Here is a 15,659-nt window from a genome sequence, read left to right as displayed (position 1 = left end):
TTACCGTGATCGACGCCCCAAGTACGTGAGCGATTCGGACACCGGTCCGGAAGGAGACGTCGACGTCGTGGAAGCCTCCGTCTCGCGGGACGGGCTGTTCAGAAACTCCCTGTGTGAATTGAGGCTTTTGAGCAACTCTCGGGTGTCCTCGTGATCGATGGTCGATCGGAGGTGCTGGATCGGGACCTCCACCTTCCGGATGCGATCTCGGATCGTTTCCGTACGTTCACTGTCCCTGTCCGAATCGCTCCGTTCGAGCGTAATCAACCGGGAGTTCAACGCGTAGAACTCCTCGATAAGCGCGCTATAGATCCCGTATCGAAGGCGTTTCTCGACCAAGGTGGTAAGCTCGCGTTCGGAAACGGGCCGCGTGATCGTCGCGTCGTACTCGGCCCTGTAACGCGCCTCGTCCGCTTCCGGGGAGGTGAGCAAGACCACCTGACAGGACGGATTCCGTGTCAAAATATACCGCTGGATCTCGGCCTCCTCGTCCTCGAGAGCCGAATGAGAGAGAATCACTAGCGCTACACTCGAATCGAACTCGCGAAAGACCTCCTCCGGTTCCGTGACCGTCTTCGTCGAGACGGTCGTGATCCACCGTGAGAACAGGTCTCGTTGAACGTCGTTTTCTTCGAGGAAGAGAACGCTGACTTTGGAAAGCAGATCCGAGTATTTCATCCTTCCTCGTCTCCATTCTGTTGTAGATCGAGCGTTCGAGACGGACGTCCCGTTCGTAGCCGGCGTGTGAAAGCCTCGTATTTGGTACGCACCGCTTTTTCGATTCAACGTAAATCGCTTCCGACCGAGATATCAGTACTGATTCCTACAGCGGATACACCCGGTCGGTACACCCGACGGATCCGTACTTTTTTGCCACTTTCTCGCCCACTTCTAGGCGGCATGTCCACGGTCCTCGCGAGCGCCCTCCCCGAAAAGCCGGTGCTCAGCGCAGACGGCAGGAAACTCGGTACCGTTCACAACCTCACCATCGATCCGCGGTCCGGCGACTTCGAGACGCTCCTCGTCGATCCCGACCCGCCCGTACCCGAACGCGACGCGATCGAGCCGATCGAACGTGACACGGACGGTGAACGCGAAATCGACGAGGAGATCATCAGGATCGCCGGCGACGCGATCACTGCGGTCGGCGATCAGGTGATCGTCGACCTGTCGATCCATCGAAAGCGATAGCGACGCGAGCGGACCGCTCCGTTCGGGTCGTCTCTCCCGGAAATCGGACTTTCATTGGAAAGCCGGGATCGACCGGAAACGTCACCACGGCTCGTTCTTCAATCCGAGCGCGTAGGCGGCGACGTTCGTCGTCACGTGGAGGAGGGGCGTCATCACGGCCACGACGACGAGGACGGGAAGCGTGAAGACGGCCGTCGCCCAGTCGGGTGCGACGAGGAAGACGGCGAGCAGCGCGCCGACGACGAAGTCGAGCTGGTCGAGCCCGGGGAACGACGCCCCGCGCTCGCGACCGGAGCGCCGCTTGAGGAAGGACGCGCCGATGTCACCCGCCATCGCGCCGAACGCGAGCGCGACCGCCGCGGGAAGTTCGAACGTCGGGAGGTCCACCCCGACAGCGGTGCTCGCCGGGTCGACGACGGCGTTGAGTCCGAGCGCCACGAGGACGCCGACGGCCGTCCCGACGGCGGTTCCGCGCCAAGTCTTCCCGTCGCCGAGCAGGCGCGCGCCCCGCCACTCGCGGCCGCCGTCGATGGGGCGGCCGCCCCCGGCGAGCACCGCGGCGTTGTTCGGCACGTACGCTGGCACCATCGCCCAGAACGCGGTCGCGACGAGGGAACCGACCATGACGATCCCACGCCCGTCCGGGTCATATAAACCGCGGATCCGACGAGGAGGCCGCGGATGCGACCCACGGGGCGGTCGCCCCCTCGACGCCTGCGGATCGACGGGTGACAACGCTCAAGTCGGGTGACACCCACCTCCGGGTATGATCCCCCCGATCGCGCGCCGGTTCGTCGCCGGCGAGAGCGTTCCCGAGGCGCTCGATCACGCACGGGCCCGCAACGAGGAGGGCATCGCCGTCATCCTGAACCTGCTCGGGGAACACTACGACGACCCCGCGGAGGCCCGCGCGGACGCGGACGCGTACTGCCGGCTCCTCGATGATCTGGCCGACACGGACCTCGACGCGTGTATCTCAGTGAAGCCATCGCAGATCGGCCTCGACGTCTCCGCCGACCTCTTCGAGGAACAGTACCGCGAGCTGGTCGCGCACGCCCACGAACACGGCGCGTTCGTCTGGTGTGACATGGAGGACGCCGACACCACCGACGCCACCCTCGACGCCTTCGAGTCGATCGCGGCCGACTACCCCTGGAGCGTCGGTCAGTGCGTCCAGTCGAACCTCAAGCGCACCCGCGAGGACCTCGAACGCCTCATCGACGTCCCCGGAGTGATCCGACTCGTGAAGGGGGCGTACGACGAGCCCGAGTCGATCGCCTACACCGACAAGGCCGACGTCGACGAAGCGTACCGCGGCGACATCGAGTTCCTCTTCGAGCACCGCGATCGGGGCGTTGCCGTCGGCAGCCACGACCCCGAGATGGTCTCGCTCGCCAACCGGCTCGCGGTCGAACACGGCACCGACTACGAGATCCAGATGTTGATGGGCGTCCGCGAGGACGCCCAGCGCGACCTCGCGAGAGGGGGCGTCGACGTGAAACAGTACGCGCCCTACGGCGACAAGTGGCTCTCGTACTTCTACCGGCGCGTGCGCGAGCGCAAGGAGAACTTGACGTTCGCGCTGCGGGCGATCGTCGGTCGGTGAGTCGCTCGCGGCATTTCCTCGTCGCCTCCCGACGGAAATCCCTCGATCGCACGACATGAGAAGCCCTCTTAAGCGTCCCCGTCGCATAACGGTACGATAGATGTCCACGTGGAAACGCGACTTCGCCAGCGGGCTCATCGTGTTAGCCCCCCTCCTCGTTCTGCTCCTCGTCGTTCGGTGGATCTACCTCCACATCGCGTCGATCCCGCTCATCGACGCGCTCCAGCCGAACTGGATCCCGGCTCCGCTGGAGCCGGTCTCGCGGGTCGTCATCGCCATCGCGGTCCTCTCGACGCTCGTGCTCGCGGTCGGGTACTTCATGCGGACGACGCTCGGCCGGCTCGCGGAGGCGAAAGTCGACGACACAATCAACCGGATCCCCGCGTTACGCGTGGTGTACAACGCTTCGAAGCTGGCGGCCGAGACCGCCATCTCCGGCACCGACGAGCTTCAGAACCCGGTGTATCTCGAGACGTGGCCCGGCATCCGGATGACCGCGTTCCGGACGGGCAAGAAGACCCGCGACGGGAAGATCGTCCTCTTCATGCCGACCGCGCCGAACATCACCACCGGCTTCGTCATCGAGGTCGAGCCCGAGCGGGTCGAGGACACCGGAGAGAGCGTCGAGGAGGGAATGACCCGGATCCTCTCGGCCGGCTTCGGCGAGTCCGCCCACCAGATCCCGGTCGAGGAGGAGCGCCCGCCCGCCGACGACGGCCCCGAGGACCACCGCCCCGGCGTCGGGCATCCGGAGAAGACCGCTGCGGACCGATCCGACGGCGACGACGGGTCGAACCCGGCCGGCGGATCGTGAGCTATCCCGGGCTACCGGCTCGAGAGCCGAGTTAGAGGTACGTGAACCACTCGTCGTGGTCGTCCGTCCGACGCTCGATGACCTCGAAGAACGCCTCCTGAAGCTCCTCGGTCACCGGACCGCGCGTGCCGCTTCCGATCTCCGTGTCGTCGACCGAGCGGATCGGCGTCACCTCGGCGGCCGAGCCGGTGAAGAACAGCTCGTCGGCGGTGTACAGCTGCCCCCGCGAGATGACGGCCTCGTCGTGGACGGTGTAGCCGCGCTCCTCGGCCAGCGTGATCACGGTGTCGCGGGTGATGCCCTCGAGGATCGACTGCGCCTGGCCGGTGGTGTACACCTCGCCGTCGTTGACCATGAACACGTTCTCGCCGGGACCCTCCGCGACGTTCCCCTCCTTGTTCAAGACGATCGCCTCGACGTAGCCGTTCCGGCGGGCCTCCTCGCCCGCCAGCATGGAGTTGACGTAGAGACCGGTGGTCTTCACGTTCGTGGGGACCTGCGAGGAGGCGTGTTTCCGCCAGGAGGAGACCATCACGTCGACGCCCTCCTCTAAGGCCTCCTCGCCGAGGTACGTCCCCCACGGCCAGGCGGCGAGCACGAGGTCGGTCGGGCAGTCGCCCGGCGAGACGCCGAGCGAGTCGTAGCCGTAGTAGGCGATCGGCCGGATGTAACAGGAGGTGAGGTCCTGTCGATCGAGGAGTTCGACGATCGCCTCCGTGATCTCCTCGCGGGAGTGGTCGATCTCCATGTCGTACATCTTCGCGGAGTCGAAGAGCCGGTCGAGGTGCTCCTCAAGCCGGAAGATCGCGGGACCCTGCTCGGTCTCGTAGCTCCGGAGTCCCTCGAACACGCCGGTGCCGTAGTGGAGCGCGTGCGTGAGAACGTGCGTGGTCGCGTCCTCCCAGTCGAGGAACTCCCCGTTCTTCCAGATCGTATCGACGTCCATCTCGTCGAATCCCATACTACCGGAGTCGAGACGTCCGGGCTTAAAATTATGACATACCACCCCGATCCGCCGGATCTACGTTTTCGCGAACGGAGTGAGCCTCACGGACGACACTGCCGACGTTACCGGAGCGCCTCGACGAGGGCTGCGCCCTCGACGTAGGGGATCCCACGTCGATCCGCGTAGGCGGCGGCGTCCTCGGGCGCGAGCGCGTCGCCGGTCTCGTCGTCGAGCATCTCGCACACCACGGCGGCGGGCGGGGCGTCGACGGCCGCAGCGAGCGCCAGCCCGAGTTCGGTGTGACCGACGCGCTCCGTGAGCCCGTCGACCGCGCCGCGCAGGACGTGGACGTGGCCGGGCGCGCGGAACGACGCCGCGAAGTCCTCGGGGGTGTACCCCTCCGGGTCGGCGGCGGCCGCCGCCGCTGCGTTCGCCACTTCGGTGATCGTCAGCGCGCGGTCCGCGTCCGTGATCCCCGTGAACGTCTCGCGGTGGTTGACCGGCAGCGAGAAGGAGGAGCGGTCGTCGTAGGCAGGGTCGTCGTTCACCGCGGGGTGATCGAGCGCGTCCGCGAGGAACGGGAGCCCGAACGCGTCGGCGACCGCGTCGTCGACGGCGACGCAGATCAGCCCGCCGGCGTCGTTTCGCATGTGCGCCACGGCCGCGGCGTCCACCGCGCCCGCGGGGTAGACGACGTCCGTCTCGCCCTCGCGGTCCGCGAAGTCGTGGACGCAGACCGGGTCGCCGGCGCGGAACGCCGCCAACGCGCGGTCGACCGCCGCGGTCGCGTCGGCGTCAGTTTCCGCCTCGACGTCCGCGTCCACGTCGGCGTCACCGACTCCGACCGGCGCGTCGGCCGGGTCCGGTTCCGCTTCCGGACCCTCGGCGTCGGCGCGCATCAGGCCACCTCCCCGAGCGGCTCGTCGGGATTCTCCGATCCACTCGAATCCGCGATCTCGTCCGCTTCGTCGAGCGCGTCCGCGCGCGAGGTCGCCTCGACGCGGACCTCGACCGCGTCGCCGTCCGCGAGGTCGAGTTCCGCCCGGAGTTCGTCGGGGGCGATCACCTCGAGCTTGTCGTCGTCGTGGTGGGTGCGGTCGGGCACGATCGCGTGGGCGTCCTCGTAGCGGCCGCCGTCGGCGACGAGCGTGACCGCGTAGCACGCGGCCGCGCCGTAGGTGCGGTCCTCGTCCTCCCAGGCGTCGATCGGGACGGCGTCGATCCCCGCGATCTCGCCGCGTCGACGAACGCTCTCCTCGTCGAGTTCGAGGTTGAGCGTGCCGGGGAACGGCTCGTACCCCAGCCGGGAAGCGAACTGCTTCGCGTACCCCGGCAGGGTGATGTAGTGGCGGCCCTCGCCCATCCCGCCGGTGACCGATCCCCGAAGCACGAGTTCGACGTCGCTCTCGAAGAGTCGACGGTAGTCGGCGTACTCGCCGCGCAGGGCGGCCTCACCCGCGTCGGTGATCCGGATCCACTGGCCGTCGCCGACCACGTCGCGTTCGAGCAGTCCCGCGGACTCGAGCGTCTGGAGGCGTCTGGAGGCGGTCTGTGTCGACGCGTCGAGGCGGTCACCGAGCGCCGCACACGACACCTTCGTCTCAGTCAACCCGCCCGCGAGCGCGACGTGTTTCAACGCCGCCATCGCCGCCGGATCGGCCGCCGCCGTCGCTTCTGACATACCTCGATCGAGAACCTCCGCACGCAAAAGCATAACGAATATGCGATGCTTCTCAAAATCGTTACGTAGTATGGGATCGCCCGATGCGATCCTCTCGTTTCGTGTCGAACTCCGACCGGCTCTCACCTAAGGGCGTCGGTCGCGGCGGTCGCGGCGAGCCCCTCGATCGCCGCAGGCCGGCGGGCTGACGGACCGGCTCGTCGGGTGTGAACCTCTCGCTCGCGGATCGACGAAAAGTAAGGTACAAGTACGGACGGGGACTGGTTTCGGGTGCGGGCTCGTAGATCAGCGGCAGATCGCTTCCTTCGCAAGGAAGAGGCCCGGGGTTCAAATCCCCGCGAGTCCATCCCGAGGCCGCTTTCTCCGTATATCGCAGACGGCGTAGGGGTGCTTATACCGTCATTCTCCACAGCGACAGTGACTTGGTGAGGTCTATCGGCAACCTATGCCGGTCCGCGTGGATGATGTCTCATCCCCCTGGAGCTACCATGTGGCGGTTACGCGTAGTGTGCTCTCTCGCCGGTAGCAAAAGTATTGAAATACCCTCCTTCTTTTGCCGGTGAGTTTCACTCACGACCTCTTTATTGAGAAGGAGTCGGGGAGTGTCGGGCGAAATCTCCATCGGTAGTATATAATCCATTTCAGAAACCGATAGACTGCGGCCGTACGTACATATTTGCGCGTAAGTACGTACGTGCAGGATAATAGAGGGGAGTCAGTTCAGACGCAGACCGTCACTATCTGTCAACCGTTTGTGAGTGGCACCTCCTCGGTCTCCCCGATAATACTACTCTGAGGCTATACCCAGATTCAACCGAAGAAACGAACCCGACATCTCACTCGTGGACTTCTGTTCCTGTCCGAAAGCTCGTGAGCTCGTCAATGCGATCCTCCAGATTTTCAATCTCCTGACGCAGCTCTTCAGCCTGTTCTCCCTCCGTAGCCGCGAGTTGCTCCTTGAGGCCCTGGAGGCGTGTCTCCTTGACCTCCTCGTCGACGTCGGCTTTGCGGACGTACTCGCTCTCCTCGATGTCGTACACGTCCGTCTCGGACAAGTCTGTGACCTCTAACGCGTCGTCGACCTCGCTCCGGTCAATGCCCGTCACACGCTCGCGGTCGATCCCTTCAGCCTCCAGTTTCGCCAGCACCTCATCCTCATCTTTCAGCGACCGATTGCGACGGGTCGTGCGCTGAACAGAGCCAAACGGACCGCTCACCGGACGATCGTGGTGAAGCCGGGTCAGGAGCACCTCAGCGACGTCCTGGCGGAGGTCGTTAGCGTTGCGCTGAACATCCGACAACAGCGTGTAGAGGTTCACCAGGGCGTCCGTCTCCATTTCCGACAACGTGGTCACGTCGTGGCGTTCGAGGGCGTCTACGAGCAGCAGTGAGTCCGCATACACGTCCAAATCCGGTTCTGACCGTTCTTCGGGCTCGGCATCGTTATCGAGAATCTGTGTTGAGGTCGGGCTGTCCATCTCGGTGATCACACCCGCGTCCTCGTCGATCTCGAACTTGGGATGTAGGCTCAACACCGCCGGGTACGGGTCCGCGTCAGTTGGGAGCCGGTCAAGTTCGAAGCCCCCCGGCTCGTCGGTGATACGTCGGTACAACGTCTCGAATTGGTCACGCTGGAGTGGTCGCTTCTCGTCTGTGCTCTCTCCGGTGATGATGACGCGTTGCTCCTGTACGTCGTCGATCCGGAATCGCTTGTGCGACAGGGGCGTGATTAGCGTCGCTCCCTCGGGGAGATCGTCGAGTTCGTCAAGGAGTCTGTGCCACGAGCCACTGAACGTCATATCCGCAAAGAAGTGACCGGAGGCCAAAACCGTGAGGGACGCTTCTCGGGGTGTTCGGAGTCCGAGCCGACCTTGCTGGTGGCATGGATTCGGTCTCTCGTCTATCGGTTCCACGACTCTGGCTCAGTGGACTCAACATCAACCGGTGGTCTTAGGCCTTATTGCCCGAAATACTACATCGTGACTGGTACAACGAGTGAGGCCGAATCTTACGAAACCGCGGATGGCGTCGAGTACACGCCTCACTCGATGATGCACAAGGCCATCGTCCGCATGGACCCGACGAAATTGGAGATGCTTGACGGCTTCAAGCGTACAGACTCTGGACACAAGTTTACTCCAGACAACTCAAATGTACGTGTAATAGCTACTGGCCGTGACTGGTCTGAAAAGCGGATTCTCGTCTACGGAAGTAAGTCATCCGAGGAAGCCCGCGAGCACGTCGAGACGGTTATCAAACGTGTGACTGCGATTGACCACGACGCGGAACTGGTTGACGGGCCGGAGATCACTAACATCGCTGTGAGCGGTGATCTCGGGAAGCCACTCAAACTGGAATCACTATCTATCGAGATCGGTGAGCATGGCGTCGATGTCGAATATGAACCTGAGCAATTCCCCGCCGCCATCATCAAACTCGATGAGCCACCGGTAACGTTCCTACTGTTCTCGACTGGACGGTTCGTAATCCAAGGACTTCGCGGATTCAACGACATCGAGCCAGCCATCGAGCGGATTCAGTCGTTCATCGGCTGAGAACGGCGTAGTGTCCGGATCTTCACCCTCTGGGGCTCGTAATCGATTATTGATCATCAGTATCAAAACGTCGTCCCGTGGCTAAGATTGAACTAAGTGGTAATTAGATGGTCAGAGAGTTTCCGTTTACTCGGAGCCATTCTCGGCGGTCCTCATAATCCGGGATGAGAGCACCCACGGTGTTCCAGAACGCGCCAGAGTGCTCATTATGTACCGAATGAGCCAGCTCGTGAACGATGACGTAATCCTGGATTCGAACAGGTGCTCGGATCAATCGCCAATTGAGGCGAACGGTTCCGCTGTCGTATTCACCCCACCGACCGTCGATTTCCCCGACCCATACTGGCACGTCGTCGATCCCCAATCTCGATTCAAACCGCGACACTCGATCCGGAAGTTCTACTTCTGCATGTTCAATAAACCAGTCGACGACTGCTTGGTGCTTGCGACGAACGCTCACGTCATCTACGCCTTCGTCAAATCGGTGGACTCCAAGGGTGAACGTCTGCTCGTCGAATGATAGCGTGGGTTCAGGGACGTCCGCCTCAACAACTTCCAACGGGTACTGTCGCCCCCGATACTGGAGCTTCTCTCCGGTCATGTACTCCTTCGGATACGGCGGCCCTTCCTGCTCCTGGAGGCCGTAGAGCTTCTGTAGTAGCCACTCCTGGCGAGACTTAAGTACATCCTCCACTTCGGCTACCGTGGCGGTCATCGGGGCTGTAACAGTCAATTCCAGAGAACTATCGATTGACAATCCTACCGTCTCGCGGTTTTCAGACCAATCGATGGTGTAGGGAACGACAGTCTGGCCGATATGATGTTGGCGCTGTAGACGTTCACTCATTGGTAGTGATTCCGCGCCAGTTCGATAACGCGGTTGGTGAGCTCTTTGCGCTCGTCACCAGAGATGTCGATCTCAGACCGATACAACTCCCCCGTAACTTTCTTTCGCATCCGGTTTTGCAGCTGGGTCTTCTCTTTCCATTCAACCTTCGTCACGAACCCTTCAACGGTACCAACCAGATTGGCCGTGAGCTCTATGAGATCTTCCTCGCCAGCATCGTGCTCGCTCAGTACGTCTTCAACGGCGTGGTAGAACGAGAGGTCGGTCTCGTCACGGAGCCCTTTGTTCCGGGCCTGCTTGTCGCGGGAGCGTATCTCGTCCATCAGTTCTCGGAGCTCCTCGATGGTCTCACGCTCGTTGTATCGCCCTTCTCGGTATTTTTCGATGAGCTCCTCAAGGCGATCTCTGAGGGAGCCGTACTGTACCGGGTCCTCGTCGAACCGGACGTTGATCTCGTGCTTGATCGCATTCTGCATCTCACTCGCACGAGCTTCGTCGCTTTCTAAGCCTTCAAGCTTCGCGTCGTACTCTACTTCTTCCATAATCGAGACGGGTTCGTCGTTCAGAACCTCGATGCCCCGCGACGTGATGTGGTCCTGAATTAACTCACGAACTTTTGCTCCAGCCCCTTCGAGGTTCATCGTCTCATCGCGGTACCGTTCCTTGGCTGTCCCGTAGATCTCGCTGAGACGCTCAAGATCCTCCCGGTAAGGATTCGCCATCGGGTCAGGGAGGACGACATCCATCAGCTGTGAAAACCGCTTGAACGCGTTCTTGAACTCGATCCGGCGGTCATCAGGTTCGAGCGACTGAACGCACTGCTCCACATCATCGAGATCGTCGAAGAATGAGACCGCCTTGCTGTGGGCCGCCTCGAGGTCGGGTTGTTTGTCCTCGACCGGCACCATTGCCCGCTCGACGTCCTTCGAGCTGAACATCGCAAGCGCCTCCTTCAGCTCGTCCGAGACGCCGTAGTAGTCGATAATGAGCCCGTGGGTCTTTTCTTCAAACGGCCGGTTCACGCGGGCGATGGCCTGCAACAGACTGTGCTCCCGCAGCGGCTTATCGAGATACATCACCTGAGCTACCGGCGCGTCGAAGCCCGTCAGGAGCATGTCGCAAACGATGAGCAGTTCGACCTCGCCGTTCGGGTCAACGAACGACTCCTTGTACTGGCTCTTCTCGGAGTCGCTGGGCGTCCACTTCTTGATGTGTTCAGGGTCGTTGTGCCCTTCGGAGACGATTACTCGCGACTCAGGGCCATTTAGACTGTCGAGAGTTTCCTTATAGCGGATCGCGGCCTCCTTACTTGTGGTGACGACCATCCCCTTGAACGGCTCAGGTACGTCATTCTCGAAGTGTTCGATGATGTCCAGTGCGACCCGGTCGATTCGAGGCTGGGCCTCAGCAAGGTCCTGCGTGCGGGCGTATCGCTTCTGGATCTCCGCCTTCTCCTCGTCCGTCTTGTCCGAGAAGATGCGATCGAACAGTCGATCGAGTGTCTCTCCTTCGAGGTGGATGTCCGCGAGACGACCCTGATACAGGATCTCGACCGTCGCGCCGTCCTCCAGCGATTGGTCGATGGTGTACGTGTCGATGTAGTTGCCGAACGTGCGGCGGGTGTTGCGCTCGTCCTTCTCGATGGGCGTCCCGGTGAAGCCGACATAGAAGGCATTCGGGAGCGCAGTCCGCATATTGTTCGCGAGCTCCTTGTCCTGCGTCCGGTGGGCCTCGTCGGCCATTACGTAGACGTTCTCGTTGCGGGAGAGAACCGGGAACTCCTCCTCGTCGTCCGTTGTCTGGAACTTGTGGATCAGCGTCGTGATCGTCTCGCCAGCGTCGTACGAGAGCCGGTCGCGGAGATCCTCGATGCTCTCGGTCTTTTTTGGATTCGGGAAGCCACAGCGTTCGAACGTCGCGTGGATCTGGTCGTTGAGCGCCCGACGATCCGTAACGAGCAGGAGTGTCGGATCGTCCTCGTTCCGGCGCAGCTTCAGCGCGAGAAAGAGCATCGTGAGCGACTTCCCAGAGCCCTGCGTGTGCCAGACGACGCCGCCGTTGGCCTCACGCTGTCCGCGTTTGTCGATCCGTTCGAGTGCCTTCCGAACAGCCCGGTACTGCTGATACCGCGCGACCATCTTGATCGCGCCGCTCTGTCGGTTCTCAAACACTGTGAAGTGTCGTAACTGGTCGAGCAGGCGCGAGGGCTCGAACAGCGCGTATAGCATCCGGTACTGATCCGGAAGGTAGCCGTCGAGGTCGAACAGGTCGATGAGTTCGTCGTCTTCCAGCGGGTATGCGTCCCGCCAGGGCTTGTACTGATCCTTCGGCGTTCCGTACGTGCCCATAACTGCGCCCTCCATCCAAGTAGCGACAGAGAACTGATTGTACCGGAACAGCTCCTCGGCCCCCTCCGCCTCTCCGTCTCGTTCGTTCTGATAGCGGGTGAGTTGGTCGAGTGCCTCCGAACGGGGCTCCGGTATCTGCGGGCTTTTACACTCGACGACACCGAGCGGGATGCCGTTGACGAACAGTACGATGTCGGGCTTGACGATCTCGACCGGTCCCGCAACCCGGAACTGGTTGAGGGCGAAGAAATCGTTGTTTTCGGGATTCTCGTAGTCGATATACTGGACGGTCTGGTGCTGCTTACCGTGGCCGTGGTCTTGCTCGACAGAGATGTGGCGGACGAGATTTTCGTGGATCTGCTCGTTCTCGTCCATCGTGCTCGTCCCAGCAACTTGCGTTATCTCTCGGACTGCTTTGTTCAGATTGTTCTCGTTGAGCCAGGGATTTAGTTGCTTGACGGCGTTTCGTAGCCGAGGTTCGAGTACAGCCGAGGATTCGGTCTCACGGGGATCGTGCCAAGCTGACCTTTGCTGGTCGACGACCTCCCAACCGAGTTGCTGGAGCGAGTCGAGGGCGGGGCGTTCGGACTCGGCGTACTCGTCGGACATGGTTAGTCGGTGTTGACGCGAACTTTGCCAGTGAGGAGGTCCTGCATAAGGCCCCGTTTTAGTTGTTTTAGTTCGGTCTTTCGTTCCTCCTCTATTGATACTGTCTGGTCAATAGTAGATAAGATGTCGACTATTTCGCGCTGTTCTTCGGTAGGTGGAACCGGAATACGAATTTCATTGATCAAACCAGTATTCAATCCGTCCATTATCGCTCCGTGGCTGAATGACTCGATTTGATGCTTGACAATACGTGAACTTCGTAGAACTCCACTCAGATATTCCGGAAGACAGAACGAAGGATCGATACGAATCCTGAACAAGTGGTAGTCCATTATTCCCTTTCTTGCATCATCAGGGAGTACAGCAGCGTCTCCTATCGTTCCCATCCGGGTTAAAAGGACATCGCCAGGTACAACTTGATATTTTTCTAAATCACGGTATTTTTCTTCCGTCACGTACTGGTCCCCTTCTTCGAAATCTCCAGAATTGATATTCGCTTGTCGGTATATTTTGTATCCCGAATCGGTGAACTCTTCTTTTTGGAGCTTACTTCCGTATGGTCCGGTTTGAACCACACTTGACGCTGGAGTGGGAAAGTTTTCGAGCCGCCTCAATTCCCATGACTCAGGTAGGGATACAGAGAGTGGCCCGACCACAACTTCATTTTCAGATTCGCTTCGAGCCCCTTTGTCAAGGAGCATCTGAGCAATCCCCTTTTTCAATTCTTCGAATTTCCCTTTAATTTCGTCTGTCTGCTGAATCTGCTCGTTTACCGTCGAAAGGATCTCGGCGATGCGGCGCTGTTCGGGGAGTGGAGGTGAAATTAATGGAAGAGATTTCAGATCATCTGTTAACATTCCCTGAATAGTGCTACCCTGACTATATCTATTCTTTATCTTACTTTGGTTAAATAATAAATACCAAGTAAAAAAGTCAGGATCAACTTTACTCTCATCGAGAACTATTCCGGTCAAGTCCTGACTAATAGCAATTTCTTTCGCTGTGCGACCTACGTTAGCTACATTTACGCGGGTTCCAAAGAGTATACTACCCTCCGGAACGATCGAAGCGGAGCTATTCTCAAGACCTTCTCGGGTTATGAAATCTTTCTCCCCATCGAATTGTGGACCTTCTACTACAGCAGCCGTTGTCCACGGGATCTCTCCTCCCCAGTAATCCTCATTGCCCGAGTCCGGTGTACCACCAGAAATGAATCTCGACGCAACGTCACTCACCGTTGTTACCGTCCATTTTTCCGGTATCTCAAGCTTCTCCGGGCCGATTTGAACTTCTTGATATTCCTCCTGTAGTTCCCCGTTTCCGCTCTGTACCTGGCTCATCGGTAGTCTAACTCCTCCATATACTGTTGTAGTTCCTCATCGGTTTTTCGACGTTCCTTGGCCAGCTTATCCAATGCCTGTAGTTTCTCGCTCACGTCAATCGGTTCCTCAGGTTCGATCGTATCGACGTAGCGCGGAACGTTCAGGTTCCAGTCGTTCTCCTCAATCTCTTTAATATCAACAAGCCGACTGTGATGGTCCTCTTCACGTCCCGTTAGGAACGTCTCAGCGAGGTACTCAACGCCTTCATTAGTCAACTGGTTCTGGTTCGAGAGCTCCTTGAACACCTGTACCCCTGACTCCCGGAGCGTCTGATCCTCGGCGTAGATGAACTGTACCTTGCCCTCTCGCTCCTCTGGCTTGTCCTTGTTCAGAATGAGGATACAGCCTGGCGACGAGGTGTTGTAGAACAGGTTCTCCGGGAGCGCGATCACGGCCTCGACGAGATCTTCCTTCAGGATCGGCTTGCGAATTTTCTTCTCCGAGCGCGAGCGGAACAGTACACCGTTGTCCATAACGACGCCCGCCTTTCCGGTCTCGTTGAGCGAGGCGATCATGAGCTGAATCCATGCCCAGTCGCCACGGTTCGACGGCGGGAGCCCGTACGGGAAGCGGTTGTACGGCTCGTTTTCCTGTACCCAATCCTTGTTCCATTCCTTCTGGTTCCACATCGGGTTCGCGATGACCCGATCAAATACCATCAGCTCGTCGTGTTTCGTGAGGCACTTGGGACCGGTGATGGTGTCCCCTTTCTCGATCTTCGCGTCGTATAGTTCGTGGAGCAGGACGTTCATTTGACCGATGGCCCACGTGTTCAGGTTCTTCTCTTGGCCGTAGAGCGAGATATCCGTCATGTCGCCGCCCTGTTCACGGATGTGCTCGGCGGAGTAGATGAGCATCCCACCGGAGCCACAGCAAGGGTCGTAGACGCGGTGGCCCGGCTCCGGATTCACGCACTTGACGATGAGACGGACGACCTCGCGCGGCGTGTAGAACTCACCGCCCTTCTTGCCTGCGTCGTCGGCGAACTCGCGAATGAGATACTCGTAGGCCCGACCGAATATGTCGGGGTCTTCCAGATCCACGTTCCGATAGCGGTGCTTCGAGAAGTGCGAGACGAGATCGGAGAGCAGTGAGTCGGGCAACCGCTCCTTATCGTTGAAGTCGACCGTGGTGAGCACGCGGTCGGCAATGGGATCGTTCTCGTCTTCGACCGCCGCGAGCGCCTTGTTCAGTGCCGCGCCGACGTCGGTCTCTTGGGCCTTGATGTGGTCCCACCGGGCGCGCTCAGGAATCCAGAACTCTTCGTGGAGGTCACGGTCGTCTCTGGCTGTTTCGATCGGAATACCGAGCTCCTCAGCAACCTCCTCAGTTTCCTCTTCGAAACGGTCGTTGGCCCGCTTGAGGAAGAGCAACCCGAAGATGTAGTTCTTGTAGTCCGCGGAGTCAATGCTTCCACGGAGTTTGTCCGCGGCCGCCCACAGATGTTTTTCCAAAATAGGAAGTGTGAGTAAATCCGTTTCAGTTTCAGACAAAGTTGTCTGATCCCCGTTAGCCATACGTGTTGGATTACAGGCCAGTACTATAACACCCACGTCGTGGGTTGGCCGAGGTACGTTCGTCTAAATCTTCCTGCTACCGAATCGCCGTATCCATCCTGTCATCTGAATGCCACCACCAGCGTCAAGGCTTTTCACCTGGTGAACTTGGGGTTTGAAATCC

Annotated in this window: 14 protein-coding genes and 1 tRNA gene; 5 read left to right on the top strand and 10 right to left on the bottom strand. The window is 60.0% G+C overall.

What is annotated here, in order from left to right; genetic code table 11:
- Nucleotides 1–678 carry a hypothetical protein gene (locus FN829_RS01185; protein WP_142985177.1) on the bottom strand — a complete coding sequence of 226 codons (678 nt, stop codon included), beginning with the start codon at nt 676–678 and terminating at the stop codon, nt 1–3.
- A gap of 222 nt (nt 679–900) precedes the next feature.
- On the opposite strand from FN829_RS01185, the gene FN829_RS01180 reads away from it, so the two are divergent.
- A complete protein-coding gene (locus tag FN829_RS01180; protein WP_142985176.1) occupies nt 901–1,191 on the top strand; it encodes a PRC-barrel domain-containing protein in 291 nt (96 codons plus the stop codon).
- A gap of 81 nt (nt 1,192–1,272) precedes the next feature.
- Here the strand turns inward: FN829_RS01180 and FN829_RS01175 are convergent, their stop codons facing one another.
- The gene (locus tag FN829_RS01175) at nt 1,273–1,815 is read right to left on the bottom strand and encodes a CDP-2,3-bis-(O-geranylgeranyl)-sn-glycerol synthase (protein WP_142985175.1); all 543 of its coding nucleotides are present in this window, start codon (nt 1,813–1,815) and stop codon (nt 1,273–1,275) included.
- A gap of 142 nt (nt 1,816–1,957) precedes the next feature.
- Between FN829_RS01175 and FN829_RS01170 the strand changes: the two genes are divergently transcribed.
- Nucleotides 1,958–2,797 carry a proline dehydrogenase family protein gene (locus FN829_RS01170; RefSeq protein ID WP_142985174.1) on the top strand — a complete coding sequence of 280 codons (840 nt, stop codon included), beginning with the start codon at nt 1,958–1,960 and terminating at the stop codon, nt 2,795–2,797.
- Nucleotides 2,798–2,897: 100 nt separating this feature from the next.
- On the top strand, nt 2,898–3,611 hold the full coding sequence (locus FN829_RS01165; RefSeq protein WP_142985173.1) for a DUF502 domain-containing protein: 714 nt from the start codon (nt 2,898–2,900) through the stop codon (nt 3,609–3,611).
- 31 nt (nt 3,612–3,642) lie between these two features.
- On the opposite strand, the gene FN829_RS01160 is transcribed toward FN829_RS01165, so the two are convergent.
- The 3 genes from FN829_RS01160 to FN829_RS01150 all read right to left on the bottom strand — a co-directional run bounded on the left by FN829_RS01160 (nt 3,643) and on the right by FN829_RS01150 (nt 6,238).
- Nucleotides 3,643–4,572, bottom strand: coding sequence for a branched-chain amino acid transaminase (locus FN829_RS01160; protein WP_142985172.1), 930 nt, complete (start codon nt 4,570–4,572; stop codon nt 3,643–3,645).
- A 107-nt stretch (nt 4,573–4,679) separates the two neighbouring features.
- Complete coding sequence (gene ribB, locus FN829_RS01155; RefSeq protein ID WP_142985171.1) at nt 4,680–5,456, bottom strand: 3,4-dihydroxy-2-butanone-4-phosphate synthase; 777 nt, start codon at nt 5,454–5,456, stop codon at nt 4,680–4,682.
- Nucleotides 5,456–6,238, bottom strand: coding sequence for a DUF120 domain-containing protein (locus FN829_RS01150; RefSeq protein ID WP_142985170.1), 783 nt, complete (start codon nt 6,236–6,238; stop codon nt 5,456–5,458). The genes ribB and FN829_RS01150 overlap by 1 nt, the downstream gene beginning before the upstream one ends.
- 274 nt (nt 6,239–6,512) lie before the next feature.
- Between FN829_RS01150 and FN829_RS01145 the strand changes: the two genes are divergently transcribed.
- Nucleotides 6,513–6,584, top strand: a tRNA-Ala gene (locus FN829_RS01145).
- 490 nt (nt 6,585–7,074) lie between these two features.
- Here FN829_RS01145 and FN829_RS01140 read toward each other — a convergent pair.
- Nucleotides 7,075–8,037 carry a hypothetical protein gene (locus FN829_RS01140; RefSeq protein WP_142985169.1) on the bottom strand — a complete coding sequence of 321 codons (963 nt, stop codon included), beginning with the start codon at nt 8,035–8,037 and terminating at the stop codon, nt 7,075–7,077.
- Nucleotides 8,038–8,163: 126 nt separating this feature from the next.
- Here FN829_RS01140 and FN829_RS01135 point away from each other — a divergent pair, with 126 nt between their 5' ends.
- Nucleotides 8,164–8,793, top strand: coding sequence for a hypothetical protein (locus FN829_RS01135; protein ID WP_185955654.1), 630 nt, complete (start codon nt 8,164–8,166; stop codon nt 8,791–8,793).
- A 103-nt stretch (nt 8,794–8,896) separates the two neighbouring features.
- On the opposite strand, the gene FN829_RS01130 is transcribed toward FN829_RS01135, so the two are convergent.
- From FN829_RS01130 to FN829_RS01115, 4 genes are read right to left on the bottom strand one after another with little or no spacing between them, the layout of a single operon-like run.
- Nucleotides 8,897–9,640, bottom strand: a complete 744-nt coding sequence (locus FN829_RS01130; protein ID WP_142985167.1) for a M48 family metallopeptidase — start codon at nt 9,638–9,640, stop codon at nt 8,897–8,899.
- Nucleotides 9,637–12,597, bottom strand: a complete 2,961-nt coding sequence (locus tag FN829_RS01125; RefSeq protein WP_142985166.1) for a type I restriction endonuclease subunit R — start codon at nt 12,595–12,597, stop codon at nt 9,637–9,639. Before FN829_RS01125 ends, FN829_RS01130 begins: the two co-directional genes overlap by 4 nt.
- Nucleotides 12,598–12,599: 2 nt before the next feature.
- The gene (locus tag FN829_RS01120) at nt 12,600–13,937 is read right to left on the bottom strand and encodes a restriction endonuclease subunit S (RefSeq protein ID WP_142985165.1); all 1,338 of its coding nucleotides are present in this window, start codon (nt 13,935–13,937) and stop codon (nt 12,600–12,602) included.
- Nucleotides 13,934–15,496 (bottom strand): type I restriction-modification system subunit M, encoded by a 1,563-nt coding sequence (locus tag FN829_RS01115; RefSeq protein WP_142985164.1) that lies wholly within the window; start codon nt 15,494–15,496, stop codon nt 13,934–13,936. Before FN829_RS01115 ends, FN829_RS01120 begins: the two co-directional genes overlap by 4 nt.
- Nucleotides 15,497–15,659: the final 163 nt, after the last annotated feature.

It is taken from the genome of Halorubrum cibi (genome assembly GCF_900182635.1).
Taxonomy (GTDB): domain Archaea; phylum Halobacteriota; class Halobacteria; order Halobacteriales; family Haloferacaceae; genus Halorubrum; species Halorubrum cibi.
Note: the sequence above shows the minus strand (reverse complement) of the source record. Positions and strands in the feature narration are given on the sequence as shown.